This is a genomic window from Rugamonas sp. DEMB1 (assembly GCF_029834475.1).
GTDB classification, from domain to species: Bacteria; Pseudomonadota; Gammaproteobacteria; order Burkholderiales; family Burkholderiaceae_D; genus Rugamonas; species Rugamonas rubra.
Genome location: NZ_CP122407.1, coordinates 5746681 through 5764729 on the forward strand (window position 1 = coordinate 5746681; position 18049 = coordinate 5764729).

Annotated in this window: 15 protein-coding genes; 8 read left to right on the forward strand and 7 right to left on the reverse strand. The window is 67.9% G+C overall.

What is annotated here, in order from left to right:
- Positions 1-102 precede the first annotated feature (102 nt).
- From QC826_RS26465 to hisC, 3 genes are all read left to right on the forward strand, one after another.
- Entirely contained in the window at positions 103-1146 is a 1044-nt protein-coding gene (locus QC826_RS26465) for a cupin-like domain-containing protein (protein WP_279763137.1), read from the forward strand.
- 42 nt (positions 1147-1188) lie between these two features.
- Positions 1189-3549 (forward strand): glycosyl hydrolase family 18 protein, encoded by a 2361-nt coding sequence (locus QC826_RS26470; protein ID WP_279763138.1) that lies wholly within the window; start codon positions 1189-1191, stop codon positions 3547-3549.
- A gap of 210 nt (positions 3550-3759) precedes the next feature.
- Positions 3760-4821: a histidinol-phosphate transaminase gene (gene hisC / locus QC826_RS26475; RefSeq protein ID WP_279763139.1), complete on the forward strand. Its 1062-nt coding sequence runs from the start codon at positions 3760-3762 to the stop codon at positions 4819-4821.
- A gap of 20 nt (positions 4822-4841) precedes the next feature.
- Here hisC and QC826_RS26480 read toward each other — a convergent pair whose 3' ends face one another.
- Positions 4842-5684 (reverse strand): AraC family transcriptional regulator, encoded by an 843-nt coding sequence (locus tag QC826_RS26480; RefSeq protein ID WP_279763140.1) that lies wholly within the window; start codon positions 5682-5684, stop codon positions 4842-4844.
- A gap of 157 nt (positions 5685-5841) precedes the next feature.
- On the opposite strand from QC826_RS26480, the gene QC826_RS26485 reads away from it, so the two are divergent.
- The 3 genes from QC826_RS26485 to QC826_RS26495 all read left to right on the forward strand — a co-directional run bounded on the left by QC826_RS26485 (position 5842) and on the right by QC826_RS26495 (position 9527).
- The gene (locus QC826_RS26485) at positions 5842-7203 is read left to right on the forward strand and encodes a glycosyltransferase (RefSeq protein WP_279763141.1); all 1362 of its coding nucleotides are present in this window, start codon (positions 5842-5844) and stop codon (positions 7201-7203) included.
- Between the two features lie 220 nt (positions 7204-7423).
- Positions 7424-8506, forward strand: a complete 1083-nt coding sequence (locus QC826_RS26490) for a DUF418 domain-containing protein (RefSeq protein WP_279763142.1) — start codon at positions 7424-7426, stop codon at positions 8504-8506.
- A 118-nt stretch (positions 8507-8624) separates the two neighbouring features.
- Positions 8625-9527 (forward strand): hypothetical protein, encoded by a 903-nt coding sequence (locus QC826_RS26495; RefSeq protein ID WP_279763143.1) that lies wholly within the window; start codon positions 8625-8627, stop codon positions 9525-9527.
- Here the strand turns inward: QC826_RS26495 and QC826_RS26500 are convergent.
- Positions 9524-10423, reverse strand: a complete 900-nt coding sequence (locus QC826_RS26500; RefSeq protein ID WP_093390003.1) for an NAD(P)/FAD-dependent oxidoreductase — start codon at positions 10421-10423, stop codon at positions 9524-9526. The genes QC826_RS26495 and QC826_RS26500 overlap by 4 nt on opposite strands.
- A gap of 111 nt (positions 10424-10534) precedes the next feature.
- Here QC826_RS26500 and QC826_RS26505 point away from each other — a divergent pair, with 111 nt between their 5' ends.
- On the forward strand, positions 10535-11002 hold the full coding sequence (locus QC826_RS26505; RefSeq protein ID WP_279763144.1) for an Rrf2 family transcriptional regulator: 468 nt from the start codon (positions 10535-10537) through the stop codon (positions 11000-11002).
- 77 nt (positions 11003-11079) lie between these two features.
- Here the strand turns inward: QC826_RS26505 and QC826_RS26510 are convergent, their stop codons facing one another.
- Positions 11080-11982 carry an S-adenosyl-l-methionine hydroxide adenosyltransferase family protein gene (locus QC826_RS26510; RefSeq protein WP_279763145.1) on the reverse strand — a complete coding sequence of 301 codons (903 nt, stop codon included), beginning with the start codon at positions 11980-11982 and terminating at the stop codon, positions 11080-11082.
- A 52-nt stretch (positions 11983-12034) separates the two neighbouring features.
- Positions 12035-14632 (reverse strand): TonB-dependent receptor plug domain-containing protein, encoded by a 2598-nt coding sequence (locus QC826_RS26515; RefSeq protein WP_279763146.1) that lies wholly within the window; start codon positions 14630-14632, stop codon positions 12035-12037.
- A 195-nt stretch (positions 14633-14827) separates the two neighbouring features.
- Here QC826_RS26515 and QC826_RS26520 point away from each other — a divergent pair, with 195 nt between their 5' ends.
- A complete protein-coding gene (locus QC826_RS26520) occupies positions 14828-15589 on the forward strand; it encodes a substrate-binding periplasmic protein (RefSeq protein WP_279763147.1) in 762 nt (253 codons plus the stop codon).
- Between the two features lie 76 nt (positions 15590-15665).
- Here the strand turns inward: QC826_RS26520 and QC826_RS26525 are convergent, their stop codons facing one another.
- From QC826_RS26525 to QC826_RS26535, 3 genes are all read right to left on the reverse strand, one after another.
- Positions 15666-16703 carry an FAD:protein FMN transferase gene (locus tag QC826_RS26525; RefSeq protein ID WP_279763148.1) on the reverse strand — a complete coding sequence of 346 codons (1038 nt, stop codon included), beginning with the start codon at positions 16701-16703 and terminating at the stop codon, positions 15666-15668.
- Positions 16704-16908: 205 nt separating this feature from the next.
- Entirely contained in the window at positions 16909-17343 is a 435-nt protein-coding gene (locus QC826_RS26530; RefSeq protein WP_279763149.1) for a c-type cytochrome, read from the reverse strand.
- Between the two features lie 44 nt (positions 17344-17387).
- Positions 17388-18047, reverse strand: a complete 660-nt coding sequence (locus QC826_RS26535) for a hypothetical protein (RefSeq protein WP_279763150.1) — start codon at positions 18045-18047, stop codon at positions 17388-17390.
- Between the last annotated feature and the right edge of the window lie 2 nt (positions 18048-18049).

An 18049-nucleotide genomic window follows, 5' to 3' on the forward strand; every position in this document is an offset into this window, starting at 1 on the left:
GCAAGGCAAGGCGGCCCTCCTCCAACCTGCGGCCGGCAAGCGGCCTTGGCCTGGCGGCCGGCGCCGCGCTCTACCGGCAGCATCCTTTCCGATGGGAGTCCTATGAAACCGCAAGCAAGCAACGCGCGCCGCCAGCAGCACCAGGCGCCGGCCCGGCCGCAACTGAGCGACGACTGGCGCCGCTGGATCGCCGAGAACCTGATGCTGGGCAGCCATCCGACGGCGCTGGCGCAGATCCTGCTCAAGCAAGGCGTACCGAACGCCAAGGCGGAGATCGACGCCGCCCTGCGCAGCCCCTATCTGCAGGGCGCGCGCCGGTTGCACAACCGCATGGCCAAGCGCGACTGGGTGCTGGCCATCTCCGCCAAGCTGGGCAAACTGGTGCCGCCGCAGGTGGAACGGCGCGCCGCCTTGTCCGGCGAGACCTTCCTGCGCGAACACTACGCCGCCAACCGGCCGGTGATCCTCACCGGCATGCTGGACGACAACGCGGCGCGCCGGCGCTGGAGCCTGGACTACTTCCGCCAACAGTTCGGCGAGCGCATGGTCGAGGTACAGTTCGGCCGCGAGGCCGATCCGCGCTACGAGGAAAACAGCGTGGCCCACAAGCGGCGGCTGAGCTTCGGCGAATATGTCGACCTGGTGCGTGACAGCGGCCACAGCAACGACTTCTACATGACCGCCAACAACGACTCGCTCAACCGCGAGGCCTTGATCGAGCTGTGGCAGGACGTGCCGACCCTGCCCGACTACCTGGCGCCGAACCCGGACAACCGTGGCTTCTTCTGGTGCGGTCCGGCCGGCACCATCACCCCCTTCCACCACGATCTGAACAACATCTTCATGATGCAGATGATCGGCCGCAAGCGGGTGCGCCTGGTGGCGCCGTGGGAGCTGCCCAACATCTACAACCAGCGCCACTGCTTCACCGACGTGGACGGCCGCCACATCGACCTGCAACGCTTCCCCGCCATGGCCCACGCGCAGGTGATCGACTGCGTGCTGGAACCGGGCGAGATCCTCTTCCTGCCGGTCGGCTGGTGGCACTTCGTCGAGGGCCTGGACATCTCGGTGACGATCTCGGCCACCAACTTCCGCTGGGACAACGACTTCTACAGCAACTACCCGGCCGATCACGATTTCTGATCTAGCCCCAAGCAATACCAAAACCAATATCGGAGACCCACCATGAACCTTCACAGCAATCGTCTGTTGATCGCCCTGCTCGGCGTCGCGCTGAGCGCCTGCGGCGGCGGCGGCGACAACGCCAACACCACCGCCACGCCGAAGCTGCTGGCCGGCGGCACCACGCTGTCGTGCAGCGCCTGGCTGGCCAGCGCCGTCTACACCCAGGGCAACTGCGTGCAGTACAACGGCAAGACCTACACCGCCAAGTGGTGGACCCAGGGCGACGTGCCCGGCGCCGCGCAATGGGGGCCGTGGGAGGAAACCGGCGTGACGCCAACCCCGACACCGACCCCGACACCACCGACGCCGACGCCCACCCCGACGCCGCCCACCCCGACCCCGACACCCACCCCGCCCACCCCAACACCGACGCCCACCCCGTCCAAGGTGCCCTGCCGCCCCGACGGCCTGGCCTCGCCGGTGACCGCCGTGCCCTACTGCGGCGTATACGACGCCGACGGCCGCGAGGTGCTGGCGCACGGCCTGAAGCGGCGCATCGTCGGCTACTTCACCAGCTGGCGCACCGGCGTCGACGGCAGCCCGTCCTACCTGGTCAGCGACATCCCCTGGGACAAGGTGACCCACGTCAACTACGCCTTCGCCGCCGTCGACACCGCCACCTCGAAAGTACAGCTGGGCAGCGGCGCCGACAACCCGGACACCGGCCTGAGCTGGCCCGCCATCCCCGCCGCCGCGATGGACCCGGCCTTGCCGTACAAGGGCCACTTCAATCTGCTGGCGCAGTACAAGAAGAAATATCCGGACGTGAAGATCATGCTGTCGGTGGGCGGCTGGGCCGGCTCGACCGGCTTCTACACGGCCACCACCAACGCCAACGGCACGCTCAACCAGGCCGGCATCAACACCCTGGCCGACTCGATGGTGGCGACCCTGCGGCTGTACACCTTCTTCGACGGCATCGACGTCGACTACGAGCACCCGACCACCAACAACGAGGCCGGCAACCCGAACGACTTCAGCCTGTCCAAGCCGCGCCTGGCCGGCCTGATGGCCAGCTACAACGTGCTGCTGAAAACGGTGCGCGAGAAGCTCGACGCCGCCGCCGTCGCCGACCGGAAATACTACCTGCTGACCATCGCCGGCTCGGCCTCCGGCTGGGTGCTGCGCGGCGAGGAGAACCTCTCCGGCCTCAAGTATCTGGACTACGCCAGCCTGATGTCCTACGACCTGCACGGCGCCTGGAACCAGTACGTCGGCCCGAACGCCGCGCTGTTCGACGACGGCAACGACGGCGAGCTGCGCGCCGGCAACGCCTACCAGTACGCCAACATCGGCTACCTCAACGTCGACTGGGCCTACCGCTACTATCGCGGCGCCTTGCAGGCCGGCCGCATCAACATCGGCGTGCCCTACTACACGCGCGGCTGGAAGGACGTCACCGGCGGCAACAACGGCTTGTGGGGCACCACCGCCCTGGTCAACTCCACCGTCACCTGCGCCGGCGTGAAGACCTGCGGCACCGGCGCCGTCGGCATCGACAACCTGTGGTACGACCTCGACTCGACCGGCAAGCCGACGCCGGGCGGCGGCAACCCGCTGTGGCACGCGCTCAACCTGCAACAGGGCATCGTGCCGGACTACCTGGACGCCTACAAGGTGACCGAGAAGACCTTGACCGGCAGCTACGTCGCCAACTACAGCAGCACCATGGCCGCGCCGTGGTTGTGGAACGCCGCCAAGAAGGTCTTCATCTCCACCGAGACGACGCAGTCGATGGCGGCCAAGGCCAAGTACATCGTCGACAACAACATCGGCGGCATCATGATCTGGGAACTGGCCGGCGACTACGCCTGGAACGCCGGCAAGAACGGCGGCAAGGGCGAGTACTTCATGGGCACCACCTTGACCAGCGCGATCTTCAACGCCTTCAGCGCCGCCGGCCCCTACGGCAACCTGCGCGCCGAGGGCGCGCTGCCGGCCAGCAGCGCCAAGGTCAGCATCAGCCTGGGCGGCTGGAAGCTGGGCGACAGCAACTACCCGATCAACCCGGTCATGACCGTGAAGAACAACTCGGCGACGACGATCCCGGGCGGCTCGGTGGTCGAGTTCGACTACCCGGTGTCGGCGCCGGCCGACATGAGCGACCAGTCCGGCGTCGGCCTGAAGGTGAGCAAGGCCGGCTACACGGGGCCGAACAACATCGGCGGCTTCAAGGCCAACTTCAACCACGCCCAGTTCACCCTGCCCGGCTGGCAGTCGCTGGCGCCGGGCGCCTCGCTGGCCATCACGCTGAACTACCGGCTGCCGATCAGCGGACCGTCGGCCTACGCCATCACCGTCAACGGCGTGCGCTACGCGCTGGCGGAGGAGTATCCCGAGCTGCCGGTCGGCCTGCCTTAGGCCGCGCGCCACCCCACGGCAACGACGAGGGTCAGACCCTGAGGGTCTGACCCTGGGCAGAATTTTCACCCCATCCACGGCGGAGTTGCCTCGCGGCAGCTCCGCCGTTTTTCATTTTTCCAAGGAAAATACGGCCATCCCGGAAAAAAACGCCCATTGCCTGTATGATTTTGCCCATCGTCCATCCCTAGCCGAGAGCACAAGCACACCATGAGCCGTTTCTGGAGCCCCATCGTACACAGCCTGACCCCCTACACGCCGGGCGAGCAGGTCGCCATGCCCAAGCTGGTCAAGCTGAACACCAACGAGAACCCCTACGGCCCGTCGCCGCAGGCCATCGCCGCCATGCGCGAGGCCGTCGCCGACCAGCTGCGCCTGTATCCCGACCCCAACGCCAGCGCCTTGAAGGAGGCGCTGGCCGGCCACTTCGGCCTGGCGCGCGACCAGGTGTTCGTCGGCAACAGCTCGGACGAGGTGCTGGCCCACACCTTCCAGGCCCTGCTCAAGCACGAGCAGCCGCTGCTGTGCCCGGACATCAGCTACAGCTTCTACCCGACCTATTGCTCGCTGTACGACATCGACTACCGCGTGGTGCCGCTCAACGCCGACTTCGAGATCGACGTGGCCGACTACGCCCAGCCGGGCGGCGCCATCATCATCGCCAACCCGAACGCGCCGACCGGCCGCGCGCTGGCGCTGGACCAGATCGAGGCCCTGCTGGCGGCCCATCCGGACCAGGTGGTGGTGGTCGACGAGGCCTATGTCGACTTCGGCGGCGCCAGCGCGGCGGCGCTGATCCCGCGCTTCGACAACCTGCTGGTGATCCAGACCTTCTCCAAGTCGCGCTCGCTGGCCGGCCTGCGGGTCGGCTACGCGCTCGGCCACGCCGAGCTGATCGCCGGGCTGGAGCGGGTCAAAAACAGCTTCAACTGCTACCCGCTGGGCCAGGTGGCCATCGCCGGCGCCGTCGCCGCCTTGCAGGACGGCGCGTATTTCGAGCAGACCCGCGGCGCCATCATCGCCACCCGCGAGGCGCTGGGCGCGCGCATGGCGGCCATGGGCTTCGAGGTGCTGCCGTCGCAAGCCAACTTCATCTTCGTGCGCCATCCCGCGCACGCCGCCGTGGCGCTGGCGGCGGCGCTGCGCCAGCGGGCCATCCTGGTGCGCCACTTCAAGCAGGCGCGCATCGAGCAGTTCCTGCGCATCTCCATCGGCACCGACGCCGAATGCGCCCAACTGGTGGCGGCGCTCGACGAGATCCTCGCCGGCTAAGTGGCGCGGCGCGGCGCGGCTCAATCGAACTGGAAAAACAGCTTGTCGAAGTCGTCCGGCGCGATGCGGTACAGCCAGTAGGCGGGATCGCTGCCGGCCGCCTGGGCCAGCAGCTGGGCCGGCGCCAGGCCGGCCAGCTCGCGGAAGTCGCGCACCATGTGCGGCTGGTCGAAGTAGCCGGCGTCGTGGGCCAGCGCGGCCAGGCCGCCGGCCGCGCCCTGGCGCAGCAGGCGCCGCAGGGCGAAGCCGAAGCGGCTGACCCGGCGCACGTCGCGCAGCGACAAGCCGAAGGTCTGCAGCACGCGCCGTTCCAGCTGGCGCTCGCCCAAGCCGAACCAGCTGGCGATCTCGACGACGGGCAGGAAGATCTTTTGCCGCACGGCGAGGAGGGCCGCGCCGAAGCCGGCGACCGAACGCCAGTCCAGCGTCTCCAGCAGGAACTGCTGCAACAGCTCGACATACTCGGCCAGCGGACGCTCGGCGTCCATCGCCGCCAACAGGCGCGCCAACCGCGCCGGATCGACCAGCTGCTCCAGCGCCGGGCCAACGCTGTCCGGCGCCCACGCCGGGATGCCCAGCGCCTGGCGCAGCATGCCGGGACGCAGCAGCACCGTCAGCACCAGCGTGCCGGGGTCGGCGAGCGCGCGGCGCGGCACCATGAACGCGCCGGCCAGCTCGCAGCGCGGCCGGCGCCACGCCACGCCGGCGGGGTCGATCACGCTGACGCCGCCGCGCACGTACAGCACCAGACCCGGCGACAGGCTGGCCGGCAGGTGGAACTCGCAGCCGTCGAGGCGCAGCGCCATGATGTGCATGAGCAGCGGGGCCAGCGGGGCGGCGGGAGCGAAGACCTGTGGGGGCATGGCGCGGACTCTCTTTGGGGCGGCGCAAACGGCCGGGTCGGAAAATTATAGCCGAGCCCGGCGCCCGCAAGCCCACGTCGGCTCGGTACAATCGCAGCCGGGCCTACCCCGCTAGACTGGCGGCGCAAACCCACTGCAAGCCCAACCAAGGACGGCAATGACCGAGACCACCACCCGCAAGCCCATCGCCGGCGCGCCGCCGGCCACGCCAGGCGCGCCGCAGATGGCGCGGCATACCTCGCCGCGTTCGCCGCAACCCGCGCATGTGCTGATTGTCACGCTGGGCACCGCCGGCGACGTGTTCCCCTTCATCGCCGTCGGCCGCGCGCTGCGCCAGCGCGGCCACCGGGTCACGCTGCTGGCCGCGCAGCACTTCGAGGCGGCGGTGGTCGAGGCCGGCCTGGACTTCCATGCGCTGTTCAGCAAGGACGAGACCGACGCGATGCTGGACAACCCGCTGCTGTGGCACCACATCAAGGGCTTCAGCGCCGCCTGGCTGGCCCAGAGCGCGGCGCTGCAACGCCTGCCGGACCTGGTCGCCGCCCTGCCGGCCGAGGCGCCCTGCGTCCTGCTGGTCCATCCCGGGGCGGCGCCGGCGGCGGCGCTGGCGCGCGCGCGCCGGCCCGGCCTGCGCATCGTCACCGCCTACCTGGCGCCGTCCAACCTGCGCACCTGCCACGACCCGCTCACCATGGGCTACACGCCGGTGCCGCGCTGGATGCCGATGTGGCTGCGCGCCGCGCTGTGGCGCCTGGCCGAGGCCACCACGGTGGACCCGGTGGTGATGCCCACGCTGAACCGGGCGCGCGGCGCGCTCGGCCTGGCGCCGCTGGCGCGCTTCTGGGACCACATGATGGACACGGCGGACGCCTCGGTGGCCCTGTTCCCGGCCTGGTACGGGCCGGCCCAGCCGGACTGGCCGCAGCCCTTCGCCCACGCCGGCTTCCAGCTGTACGATCCGCAGGCCGAGGCGCCGTTGCCGGAGGCGCTGCAAGCCTTCCTGGCGGCCGGCGACGCGCCCATCGTCTTCACGCCCGGCACCGGCTACCAGCACGGCGCCGCCTACTTCGCCGCCGCGCTGAGCGCCGTGAAGGCACTGGGCCGGCGCGCCATCTTCCTCACGCCGCACCGCGACCAGGTGCCGGCGCGGCTGCCCGACAGCGTGCTGTGGCAATCCTTCCTGCCGCTGCGCGCGCTGCTGCCGCACGCGGCGGCGCTGGTCTACCACGGCGGCATCGGCACCCTGGCCGAGGCGCTGCGCGCCGGCGTGCCGCAGTTGCTGGTGCCCTGCGCCCACGACCAGTTCGACAACGCGCAGCGCATCCACGCGCTCGGCGCCGGCCAGATCCTGCACATGCGCCGCCTGCGCGCCGGCACGCTGCAGGCCACGCTGGCCGGCCTGCTGGCGTCGAGCGAAACGCGGGCCCGCTGCGGCGAGCTGGCGGCGCGCCTGGCCGGCGAGCCGAGCGCGGCGGTGGTCTGCGAGCTGGTCGAGGAACAGGTCCGCCAGTCGGCCTGAGCGGCGGCGGCATGGTGGCGCCCGCGAATTGAAATGCATTGTAACCAACATTGCGCGGAAATTAACTACGGGCTACACTTTTCGGGCGCTGACATCCGCAGCGCACAACCCGTCACACCTGCCAGGCCCTATCCCATGTACCCAATCCAACAATGGTTTGCCGCCACCACCCGGCGGCAGCCGGGCCGCACGCGGCCATCCTCCCCGCGAGGAAACATCAATGTCTGAGAAACCAAGAATCCAAGGCTACGACATCGCCCGCGCGCTCGCCGTGTTCGGCATGGTGGTGGTCAACTTCAAAACCGTGATGCACGCCCACGCCGACGGCGGCGCCTGGTGGCTGGGCCTGTTCAACCTGCTCGACGGCCGCGCCTCGGCCATCTTCGTCATCCTGGCCGGCGTCGGCATCACCCTGATGAGCAACGGTGCGCGGCTGGCCGGCGACGCCGCCCTGCTGCGCCGCGAGCGCATCTCCCTGCTCAAGCGCGCCGCCTTCCTGTTCGTCACCGGCCTGCTCTACATCGCCGTCTGGCCGGCCGACATCCTGCACTACTACGGCGTCTACATCGCCCTCGCCGCCGTGCTGCTGGGCGCCTCCAACCGCACGCTGCTGTGGAGCGCAATCGGCATCGCGCTGGCCTTCCCGCTGCTGTTCCTCAACCTCGACTACACCAGCGCGTGGAACTGGGAAACCCTGGCCTACGCCGACCTGTGGACGCCGGCCGGCTTCGCCCGCAACCTGCTGTTCAACGGCTTCCACCCGGTGCTGCCGTGGGCCGCCTTCCTGGTGTTCGGCCTGCTGCTGGGCCGCCTGCCGCTGCAACAGGCAGGCCTGCGCCGCAAGGTTTTCTGGGGCGGCCTGGCCACCACCGTCGCGCTCGAAACGCTGGCCTGGGCGCTGCGCGCCGAGGCGCAGCGGCGCGGCTTCGCGCCCGAGCTGGTCGCCTACCTGTTCTCGACCACGCCGATGCCGCCGCTGCCGCTGTACTTCTTCTCCGCCGTCGGCAGCTCCTGCGCCGCCATCGCCTTGTGCGTGCAGGCCGGCGAGGCCTGGCAGGACGCGCCCTGGCTGCGCCCGCTGGTGCGCACCGGCCAGATGGCCTTGACCTTGTACGTGGCCCACGTGGTGGTCGGCATGGGCCTGCTGGAACAGCTCGGCCTGCTGAACGAGCAGTCGCTCGGCTTCGCCGTCGCCAGCGCGCTGCTGTTCTGCCTGGCCTCGGTGCTGTTCGCCCACCTGTGGCGCGGCCGCTTCAAGCTCGGCCCGCTGGAGTGGCTGATGCGCAAGGCCAGCGCCAGCTGAAGCGCAGCATCGGCGGCCGCACGACACGGCCGCCATACCAAGCTTGCCGCGCGACGTCTAGCCGAGCGGCAAGGTCGAACGAAAAAATGACGGCGTGGTTCAATCGGGAGAAGTTAGCATGCGAAATGTAGTCAAATCCATATTAATAGTTGTTTTTATTACTCTATTGCAGTTGTCAATATATGATATTTTTTTAAAGCCTATCATCACCACATGGGGCGCCTCTGAAAAAGAAGTCTCCATGCCAATGGCTGGTGACGATAAATCCTTAACCATTACTGCCACCAGAGCCATATCAATTGACAAATCGAAATCCGAAGTGTGGAAATGGCTGGTACAACTAGGGGCGGATAGGGGAGGATTTTACAGTTATTCCTTTATTGAAGAAGCACTGGGATATGAAACTCGTCACCAGGCTTCCATTACGCCTGAATTTAAGGAAATAAAAGTAGGCGATCTGGTGCGAGGATCAATCAATGAAAAGCGTAGCATTGTCCCTTACAGTTTTCCGGTTCTTCATGTTGAGCCAGAAAGAGCTTTTGTGCTGGGCAATTGGGGCACATTTTTGCTGGAAGAAGTAAATAGTCAACAAACTCGTTTAATTATTCGAACTCAAGAGCTTGCAAGCAAAAGCAGCGCATGGTTGAAGGTTGCGAGTTACATAGAAGTTCCTCTTCATTTCATTATGGAAAGGCGGCTCCTCATGGGAATGAAGGCCCGGGCAGAAGCAGGAGAAAATATTCAATTATCACAAACTCAAGATATATTTTGGTTTGCCGGAATAGTTTCATCAGGTTTTTTAATTTGTTTGTTTATTTATATGGCTCGCGGCATTATGCAGAGTGTTGCAGTACCATCGATTTTAAGTTTTTTTTGGGTATGTTCCATTTGGTTGCTAAAACCAATTCCGCTGTATAGCATTGGCATGTCACTCATTGCGTGCATAGCAATACTCAGTCTTGTGACGGCCAGGAAAAAAGAGGCGTTGCTGCATAAATATCAAAATATTAGGGCAACCTAGCCGAAGATCAGCGACATGTGCGCGCCAACGCCGGCCATCACGCCGCCGGCCGCTGCCAGCGTGGCGTTCGCGCGCGGCTGCGCCATGTCGCCCGCCGCGTAGACGCCTTCGACCGTGGTCTGCTGCATATCGTCGACCCGCACGGTGGCGCCAAGCGGGCCGTCGTCGAAGGCGCAGCCGAGTTGCTGCGCCAGCGGGCTGGCCATGCGCGTCTTCGGCGCGGTGAACACGGCGGCCATGGGCAGCAGCCGGCCGTCGGCCAGCCGCACCGCCTCCATCGCCGGCGCCGTGCCGACGAAGCCGACCACCGGCGTGCGCTCGATGCGCACGCCGCGTTGCGCCAAGGCGGCGAGTTGCTCGGCGTCCGGCTCGAACACGCCCTGGGTGAAGTAGGTGGTGCTGCTGCCCCAGTCGGGCACCAGCATGCCATGGTGCACCGATAGCGCGTGGTTGGCCAACACGCCCAAGGGCTGGCCAGCCACCTCGTAGCCGTGGCAATATGGACAGTGCAGCACCGTCGCGCCCCAACGGCCCTCGATGCCGGCGATGGCCGGCAGCTCGTCGCGCAGGCCGGTGGCCAGCACCAGCCGCGTGCCCACCGCCTCGCGGCCGTCGCCCAACACGGCGGCGAAACCGTCCGCCGTGCGCCGCGCCGCGCTGGCCAGGCCGTCGGCAAACTCCACCGTTGGATAGGCGGCCAGTTGGCGCCGCGCCTCGGCGACGATCTCGTGCGGCGCCTTGCCGTCCTGGCCGAGGAAGCCGTGCGAATGCGCGGCGAAACGGTTGCGCGGCTGCCCAGCGTCGACCAACAACACCCGGCGCCGCGCCCGCGCCACCTGCATCGCCGCCGACAGGCCGGCGAAGCTACCACCCACTACGATCACGTCATAAGTCATTGCGGTCCCTATTTCGACACTTTAAAAGTTACATGATATCAGCGTAAAAATTCTCCCGCAACTTATAATGTTGCGTGGGCGCCGATGGCGCCCGGCCAACCAGGGAAGACGATGAGAAGTGACAACCGCCTATCGCGCATGCTGCACGTGCTGCTGCACATGGCCCAACACGACGGTCCGGTGACCTCGGACGTGATCGCCCATATGCTCGGCACCAACCCGGTGGTGGTGCGGCGGACCATGGCCGGCCTGCGCGACGAGGGCTATGTGCAATCGGAAAAGGGCCACGGCGGCGGCTGGGTGCTGGCGCGCAAGCTGGAGCAGATCAGCCTGTTCGACGTCTACCGCGCGCTGGGCGAACCGCCGGTGTTCGCCCTCGGCCTGTCGGACGACCACCCGCACTGCCTGGTCGAACAGGCCGTCAACGCCGGCCTGGAGGACGCGCTGCGCGACGCCCGCACCCTGCTGATGCAGCGCTTCGCCAAGCTCACGCTGGCCGATGTGGCAAGCGATGTCGAGCACCGCTCAACCACCCACCTGGGACCGATCGCGCCGCGCGGCTTCGGCGAAGAAGAATAGAAAGACCAGGCGTTCCGCGAGGGAGGCCCGGCTGTTGTTGGCAATCCGCCGTGCCGTTTAGCGCGGCTAACTGGGTATCACTTCGCCTTGCTCACTTCCACTTGCCAATCCAAACCCGAGCCGATGTGGTGCCGGCGCGCGTAGTTGCCCTGGCTGATGGCCACGGCCACGTCGAGCAGGCTGTTCAGGTAGACCAGCGGCTTGCCCTTGGCCACGCCGCCGAAGCTGTGCTCGAACGGCGCCACCAGCTTGTCGACCTCCTTGCCGCCGTGCAGGATGCGCACCCGCACCTTGTCGTGCAGGCCGATGTGCAACTCCTCGAACAGCGACTTGGGAATGTTGGTCCAGACGTTGCCGTACTTGTCGTCGAGCACGGGGACGATGCCGCGGATGGTGCCGTTCTTCAACACCGGTTTCTGGTAGGCCAGCTTGACCACCGACTCGCTCGGCAGCACCGGCCCCACCTGCTCGTAGCTGATGGCGCCCGAGGCCAGGCGCGCACCGACGTAGGCGTAGACGTCGCGGCCGTGGAAGGTGTAGGACTCGCCGGAGCCGGCCAGGCGGTTGCGCGACTCGTCGATCTCGCGCAGCTCGGCCACGCCGTCGCGCTCGGCGATCAGGGTGAACAGGCCGTTGTCCGGGCCGACGAAGTAGCGCCCGCCCTTGGTCTTGAGCACCACCGACTTGCGCTCGGTGCCCACGCCCGGATCGACCACGGCGACGAACACGCTGCCCTGCGGCCAGTAGTTGGCGGTCTGGTACAGGCGGTAGGCGCCCAGCCAGATGTCGTAGTCGGGGATCTGGTGGGTCAGGTCGGACACCTGCAGCGTCGGGTCGACGCCGAAGGCGACGCCGTGCATGGCCGAGACGGCGCCGTCGGCGGTGCCGAAGTCGGTCAGCAGCACCAGCGCCGAAGCGGCGTGGGCCGAGGCCATCATGGCGGCGCTGAAATAGGCCGTGGCGATCAATTTTGGAATCATGCGGAATGCCATCGTGGTCTACCTTCTCTCAAGAATGTGGATCGGTCTATGCTCAAAAAGTATAGCTGAGCTTGGCGTAGAAATAGGCGCCGTTGACGCCGATCGGGTTGACGAAGTTGTACGGCAGCGCGCCGCCGTAGGTGGCGTTGTTGGTCTGGCGCACGCGGTCGGGATACTGGTCGAGCACGTTGTTGCCGCCCAGCGCCAGGGTCAGCTGCTTGCTCAGCTTGTACTGCGCCTCCAGGTCCAGCGACCAGACGGCGCCGAAGCGCTGGGCGTGCACGCCGTCGATCAGCGGCGCCTCCTGGTCGTAGGAGAAGTCCTTCAACGCGCCGAAGCGGGTGGCGCGCGCCAGCAGGCCCCAGCGCTGGCCCTGCCAGTCGGCGCCGAGGATCAGCTTGCTGCCGGGCGAGGCGTTGCGGATGCGGAACAGGCCGCTGTCCGTCAGCAGGGTCAGCGAGGGGTCGATGGCGGCCAGCGCGGCCGAGCTCTGGCGCACCTTGTCCAGCGTGGTCCTGTTCAGGTTCAACGCGGCGTTCAGGTTCAGCTTGCCGCCGGCCAGGTTCAGTTCGTGGTTCAGCACCACGTCGAGGCCGTCGCTGGTGGTGTCGAGCAGGTTGGCCAGGTAGGCCACCGACTGGATGTCGCTGCGGCCGATGCCGGCCAGGTAGGCGCTCACCGCCTCGCTCTGCAAGTCGCTGCTGCGGGTGATGCGGTCCTTGATGCGGATGCGGTAGGCGTCCAGCGTGACGCTGGTGGCCGGCCCCGGCTTCCACGCCAGGCCGAGCGAGAGATTGCTCGACTTCTCCGGCTTCAGCGCCTCGGCGCCGAAGCGGCGCGCCAGGCCGTCGCTGGCCGGCAGCAGGGCCGCCGTTTGCAAGGCGCTGCCGTCGCTGTTGAAGTTCAGGGTGGCGAAGCGGAAGCCGGTCTGCACCAGCGCCGGCGCGCGGAAGCTGTTCGACAGCGAGCCGCGCAGCAGGAAGGTGTCGGTGAATTTGTAGCGAGCCGACAGCTTGCCAGTCGAGGCGCTGCCGAAATCGCTGTAGTCGGAATAGCGCGCCGCCGCGCCGACCAGCAGCTGGCGGCCCAGCTCCTGCTCCAGGTCGGCGTAGATAGAGCGCACCTTGCGGCTGCCGTCGAAGGCGTCGGCCGGACGCAGGCCGGGGCCGGCCTGGGCGCCCGGCGGCGCCTCGGTCAACGGACCGGCGGCGTAGGAGGCGGCGTCGCCCGGCGTGCTGCGGTAGGTTTCGCGCAGGTATTCGAGGCCGACGGCCAGGTTCAACGGCGCGGCCAGGCCGAGGCCCAGGTCCAGCTCGCGGCTCAGGTCGGCGTTCAGCGCGTTCTGTTGGAAGTCGAAGGTGGCCAGGTGGAAGCTGGTCGGGCTTTGCGCGCCCAGCGAGGCGTTGGCCGAGTTGCTCAGGTCGTAGCGGAACTTGTCGCCGCCGTGGCGCCCGCTCAAGTCCCAGTTCCAGCCCGCCGCGCCCAGGCGCACGCCGGCCACCACGCTGAGGTCGGTCTTGTCGCCCTTGGTGACGGGGCGGTAGCCCTGCGGGTACAAGGCCGGCACATTCGACGGGTCGCCGGGGAAGCGGAAGTAGGCGCTGCCGTCGGACTTGCGCTGGTTCAGCGTGGCGAAGGAATAGGCGTCGACGCCCGGCGCCAGCGGCAGCAGGGTGTTGTAGAACAGGTAGTCGTTGTTCTGTTTCGAGTCGCCCGACTTGAACAGCACCTTGCCGTCCAGCGCCAGGTCGGCCGGGGTCGCGTTCCACGAGGTCCAGCCGGCGTCGCTGGGGCCGGCGCGCTCGGTCGGCGAGCGGCGCCGCGTTTCCGCGCCGAAGCGGAAATAGCCGGCGTCGCCCAGCGGCACGCCGTAGTCGGCGTTGACGATTTTGGTCTGGCCGTCGGTCAGCGTCTGTTTGGTCGGCGCGAAGTCGGTGTGGTTGAGGCCGTAGCTGACCGAGGCCGAGCCGCCCTGCTTGGCGTTCTTCAGCACGATGTTGATGACGCCGGCCACGGCGTCGCTGCCGTATTGGGCGCCGGCGCCGTCGCGCAGGATCTCGATGTGGTCGATGGCGCCGGGCGGGATCGAATTGATGTCGACCGGCACCGTGCCGGCGAAGCTGCTCTCGGTGTCGAGCACGGCGCTGGTGTGGCGCCGCTTGCCGTTGATCAGCACCAGCACCTGGTCGGGCGCCAGGCCGCGCAGCTGGATGCCGCGCACGGAGTCGGAGGCGCCGCTCGATTCGATGCGCGGGAAGTTGATCGACGGCGACAGGTTCTGCAAGGCGGCGCCCACCTCGCCGCTGGCCAGCGCGTTGGCCACCTCGCGCGCGCCGAAACGGTCGATCGGCACGCTGCTGTCGAACACGGTGCGGTTGCGCGCGCGCGAGCCGACCACGGTGACCTGGTCGATGCCGGCGCGCGGCGCCGCCTCGCCCTGCCCCCGGCCCTGCTCCACGCCCGGCTGGGCGGCCGGCGCCTCGGCGCGCGACGGCGGCGCCATGCCGGCCAACAGCGCGCAGGCCAGCGCGACATGCAGACGGCCCCGCCGAAGGCGCGGGCGCGGGCGCGGGCGCGGTGGATTGTCGGACGAGCGCAACAGCGACAGCGACAGCGACAGCGGCGAATGGGCGTGGTGGCGAGTGTTCAAGATGTCCCTCCGGGGAGTGCGATGAATGGCTGGCAAGGCGCAAGCCTGTGCCGGATTTTCATCTTACCCGCAAGCAAACTTGTCGAATAAGGATTTTTTCCTGATAAGCTTATTTGGCCACGGACGCTTGACTTTCGGGCCGATTCTGTCAAATTACCCCATAGACACATTTCACACTAGACACGGGGATCAAACATGCGGGCGCGCCCTGTTGTTATTGCTGCGGCGCTGGCGGCGTTGACCTTCCAGGCGGGGGCTTGCACGCTGACGATGGCCTTGGAGCAGTGGCCGCCCTACGTCTACAGCAGCGCCAAGACCGGCGTCACCGGGCTCGACCTGGAGCTGGCCCGGGCGATCCTGAAGGAGGCCGGCTGCACCCTGCTGATCCAGCCCGAGCTGCCCACCGCGCGGCGCCAGATCCTGTTCCAGAAGGGCGAGCTGAACCTGATGCTGGCCGCCTCCGACACGCCCGAGCGGCACCGCTACGCCCGCTTCAGCGCGCCCTACCGCTACGAGTCGGTCGGCGTGTTCACCACCGCCGACAAGCTGGCCAAGTACCGCCACCTGGCCGGCTTCGAGGCCATCGCCAAGGGCCGCCTGGCGTTGCTGGCGCCCAAGGTCGGCTGGTACGGCCGCGACTACGCCCGCGCGCTGCCGGCGTTGGAGCAGTCCGGCCAGCTGAGCACCTTCGGCAGCTTCCAGCAGGGCGTGCGCATGCTGGGCGCCGGCCGCGCCGAGCTGATCGTCGGCGACGCCACGGCGCTGCGCTACGAGGCGCGGCGGCAGGGCGTCAAGCTGGCCGCCCTGCCCTTCGTCGCGCTGCGCGCCTCGGTGCACCTGATGTTGCACGCCGCCAGCACCACGCCGGCCCAGCTGGAGGCGATCAACGGCGCCATCGTCCGGCTCGAACAGGGCGGCGAACTGGCCGCCATCCGCGCCCGCTACGGCGAGCGCTGAGCCGGCGGCAACCCGGCCACCAAGCCGCCAAGCGCCGACAGATTCTGCCAGACGCCCGCGCGGTGGCCTGGCGGGGCTAGTTCTTGCTCATCACCATGCGTTCGCGCATGGCCGGCGTCATCTCGACGTTCTTGTCGGCGTCGATCAGCATGACCTCGTTCAGGCCGAGGCGCTTGGCCATCTCCTTCCAGCCGCGCGGGCCGGTGATGAACAGCGGCTTGGAATTGCCGTCCGAGCGGGTGCCGGCGTCGCTGCCGCCGGAGGTGATGATGGTGACCGAGGCCACCAGGTCGATGGTGTCGCCGCTGCGCGGGTCGATGATGTGCGGGTGGCGCTTGCCGTCGTTCATGAAGTAGCGCATGTAGTCGCCGCTGGTGCCGATCGCCTCGTTGTCGTGCAGCGCCACCTGGGCGATGGCGCCGGCGCCGCGCGGGTCGCGCACGCCGACCCGCCACGGCCGCGCGCCGGGCTGGCCGATGGCCATCACGTTGCCGCCGATGTTGACCAGCGCGGCGCGCACGTGCTCGCCGCGCAGGATGGCGGCGGCGCGGTCCAGCGCATAGCCCTTGGCGTAGCCGCCCAGGTCCAGCATCACCGCCTTGTTGCGGCTGGAGATCTTATAGCCGTCGTAGCGCAGGTCGCTCATGCGCGGCTTGGCGTCGACCCAGCGCTTGATCTCGGCCGGCGTCGGCGCGTGCGCGGTGATGTCGCTGCTCTGGAAGCCCCACAGGCGGATCAGGTGGCCGATGGCCGGGTTGAACAGGTTGTCGGAGCGCTCGGCCAGGGCGGTGGCGGCGCGCAGCATGTCGACCATCTCGGCGTCCGACTGGTAGGGCTCGCCACGGGCGATGGCGTCGTTGAGCTCGGTCAGCGCGCTCGGCTGCCAGGCGTGGAACTTGTGGTGCAGGCGGTCGAACTCGGCCAGCACGCGGGCGCCCAGCTGCTCGGCGCGCGCCTGGTTTTCTCCGTAGATGGCGATGTCGATCTCGGTGCCGAACACGCGGCCCGGAATGTGGTGGATGGTGTCGGTGGCGGCCTGGCCGCTGCCCGCCGACAACAGCATCAAGGCGCCGGCCAAGCAGGGCGCGACGCGGCGCAGCAGAGTCTTCAACATACAAATCCCAATCGAAAAAAGGGAGCGCGGCATGGCGGCGCTCCCGCGACACCCAACACCAAGGTCAGTGCCGATGCAAGAAATCCACAGGCGAAAATCTAGGGTCAGACCCTAGGGTCTGACCCTGGCTCTGCGCGTTTGGGTGGTCTTGTGGCAGCCGGCGCATCCACTTGGCAATGCTGGCGGCCACGTCGGCACTCGACGCTCAGCGCACCGCGTTGATCATGTAGTCGATCGCCAGTTTCATCTCGGCGTCCTTCAGCGTGGCGTTGCCGCCCTTTGGCGGCATCATGTTGACGCCGTTGATGCCGTTGGTGTACATCACTTCCATGCCCTTGGCGACGCGCGGCGCCCACAGCGCCTTGTCGCCGAACTTCGGTGCGCCGAGCACGCCGGCGCCGTGGCAGGCCAGACAGGTGGCGGTGTAGATCTTCTCGCCGGCGGCCAGGTCGGCCGCGCTCGGTGCCGGACCGGCGGCGGCAGGGGCGGTGGCAGGGGCGGCGGCCGGCGCTGCGGCCGGCGCGGCCGCTGGAGCCTCGGCCACGGCGGAGGCCGAGGCGACTGCCGGTGCCTCGGTTTTTTGGCCGCAGGCGGCCAGGGCGACGGCGAGCAGGACGGGGAGAAGTTGGTAGGTTTTCATGATGGGTTTCCTTTATTGGTCGAAAAAGTGTCGTAGTGCCGGGTTCAAGCGGCGTTCAGGGGTGCGGCGATGTAGGCCAGCGGATCGGCCAGGGGGTCGGCCAACAGCGACTCCAGGACGGCGGCGAAGTGTTGCCAGGGGTCGCCGTCGGCCGTGGCGGCGACGGCGGCGGCAGCGGCGCCGGCGGGCGTGCCCGGCGCCGTGTCGAGCCGGCGCTCGGCCTCGCCCCAGCACCAGATGATCGAGTGCTCCTGGCGGCTGAAGTAGCGCACCTCCAGCAGCAGGCCGTTGTCGAAGGACAGCAGCAAGGCGTCCTGCGCCATGCGCACCGGCTCGGCCAGACGCGCCGCGTACAGCGACTCCAGCTGGTTCTTGAAGTTCAGGTGGGCGCTCAGCGCCGGCAGCTCGGCCTGCGCGCCGGCGGCGATGTGGGCGGCCAGCTCGGCGCGCACCTGGTCGCGGGTCTGCTCGATGATGCGCGCGCTCAGGTAGTGCTCGTAGGCCGGGTGGGTGTCGATGGCGCCGCCGACTATGCGTTCAAGCAAAGCCTCCTCGCTGTCGACCTCGTAGCGCTGCAGCAGCGATTTGCGCGATTCGCGCAGCTGGTAGCTGGTCTTGGCGAACAAGGTCTGCAGGGCGTCCTCGTCCATGACTTCGTCGAGCGCCACCGGCGCGGTCTGGTCCAATTTGGTGATGCCGTCCATGC

Excerpts from the sequence above, each read along its gene's own strand:
- QC826_RS26530 (WP_279763149.1), bottom strand. The coding sequence starts at position 17,343 with ATGAAAACCTACCAACTTCTCCCCGTCCTGCTCGCCGTCGCCCTGGCC.
- hisC (WP_279763139.1), top strand. The coding sequence starts at position 3,760 with ATGAGCCGTTTCTGGAGCCCCATCGTACACAGCCTGACCCCCTACACG.
- QC826_RS26520 (WP_279763147.1), top strand. The coding sequence starts at position 14,828 with ATGCGGGCGCGCCCTGTTGTTATTGCTGCGGCGCTGGCGGCGTTGACC.
- QC826_RS26470 (WP_279763138.1), top strand. The coding sequence starts at position 1,189 with ATGAACCTTCACAGCAATCGTCTGTTGATCGCCCTGCTCGGCGTCGCG.
- QC826_RS26505 (WP_279763144.1), top strand. The coding sequence starts at position 10,535 with ATGAGAAGTGACAACCGCCTATCGCGCATGCTGCACGTGCTGCTGCAC.
- QC826_RS26500 (WP_093390003.1), bottom strand. The coding sequence starts at position 10,423 with ATGACTTATGACGTGATCGTAGTGGGTGGTAGCTTCGCCGGCCTGTCG.
- QC826_RS26485 (WP_279763141.1), top strand. The coding sequence starts at position 5,842 with ATGACCGAGACCACCACCCGCAAGCCCATCGCCGGCGCGCCGCCGGCC.
- QC826_RS26465 (WP_279763137.1), top strand. The coding sequence starts at position 103 with ATGAAACCGCAAGCAAGCAACGCGCGCCGCCAGCAGCACCAGGCGCCG.
- QC826_RS26525 (WP_279763148.1), bottom strand. The coding sequence starts at position 16,703 with ATGTTGAAGACTCTGCTGCGCCGCGTCGCGCCCTGCTTGGCCGGCGCC.
- QC826_RS26510 (WP_279763145.1), bottom strand. The coding sequence starts at position 11,982 with ATGATTCCAAAATTGATCGCCACGGCCTATTTCAGCGCCGCCATGATG.
- QC826_RS26495 (WP_279763143.1), top strand. The coding sequence starts at position 8,625 with ATGCGAAATGTAGTCAAATCCATATTAATAGTTGTTTTTATTACTCTA.
- QC826_RS26490 (WP_279763142.1), top strand. The coding sequence starts at position 7,424 with ATGTCTGAGAAACCAAGAATCCAAGGCTACGACATCGCCCGCGCGCTC.
- QC826_RS26480 (WP_279763140.1), bottom strand. The coding sequence starts at position 5,684 with ATGCCCCCACAGGTCTTCGCTCCCGCCGCCCCGCTGGCCCCGCTGCTC.
- QC826_RS26535 (WP_279763150.1), bottom strand. The coding sequence starts at position 18,047 with ATGGACGGCATCACCAAATTGGACCAGACCGCGCCGGTGGCGCTCGAC.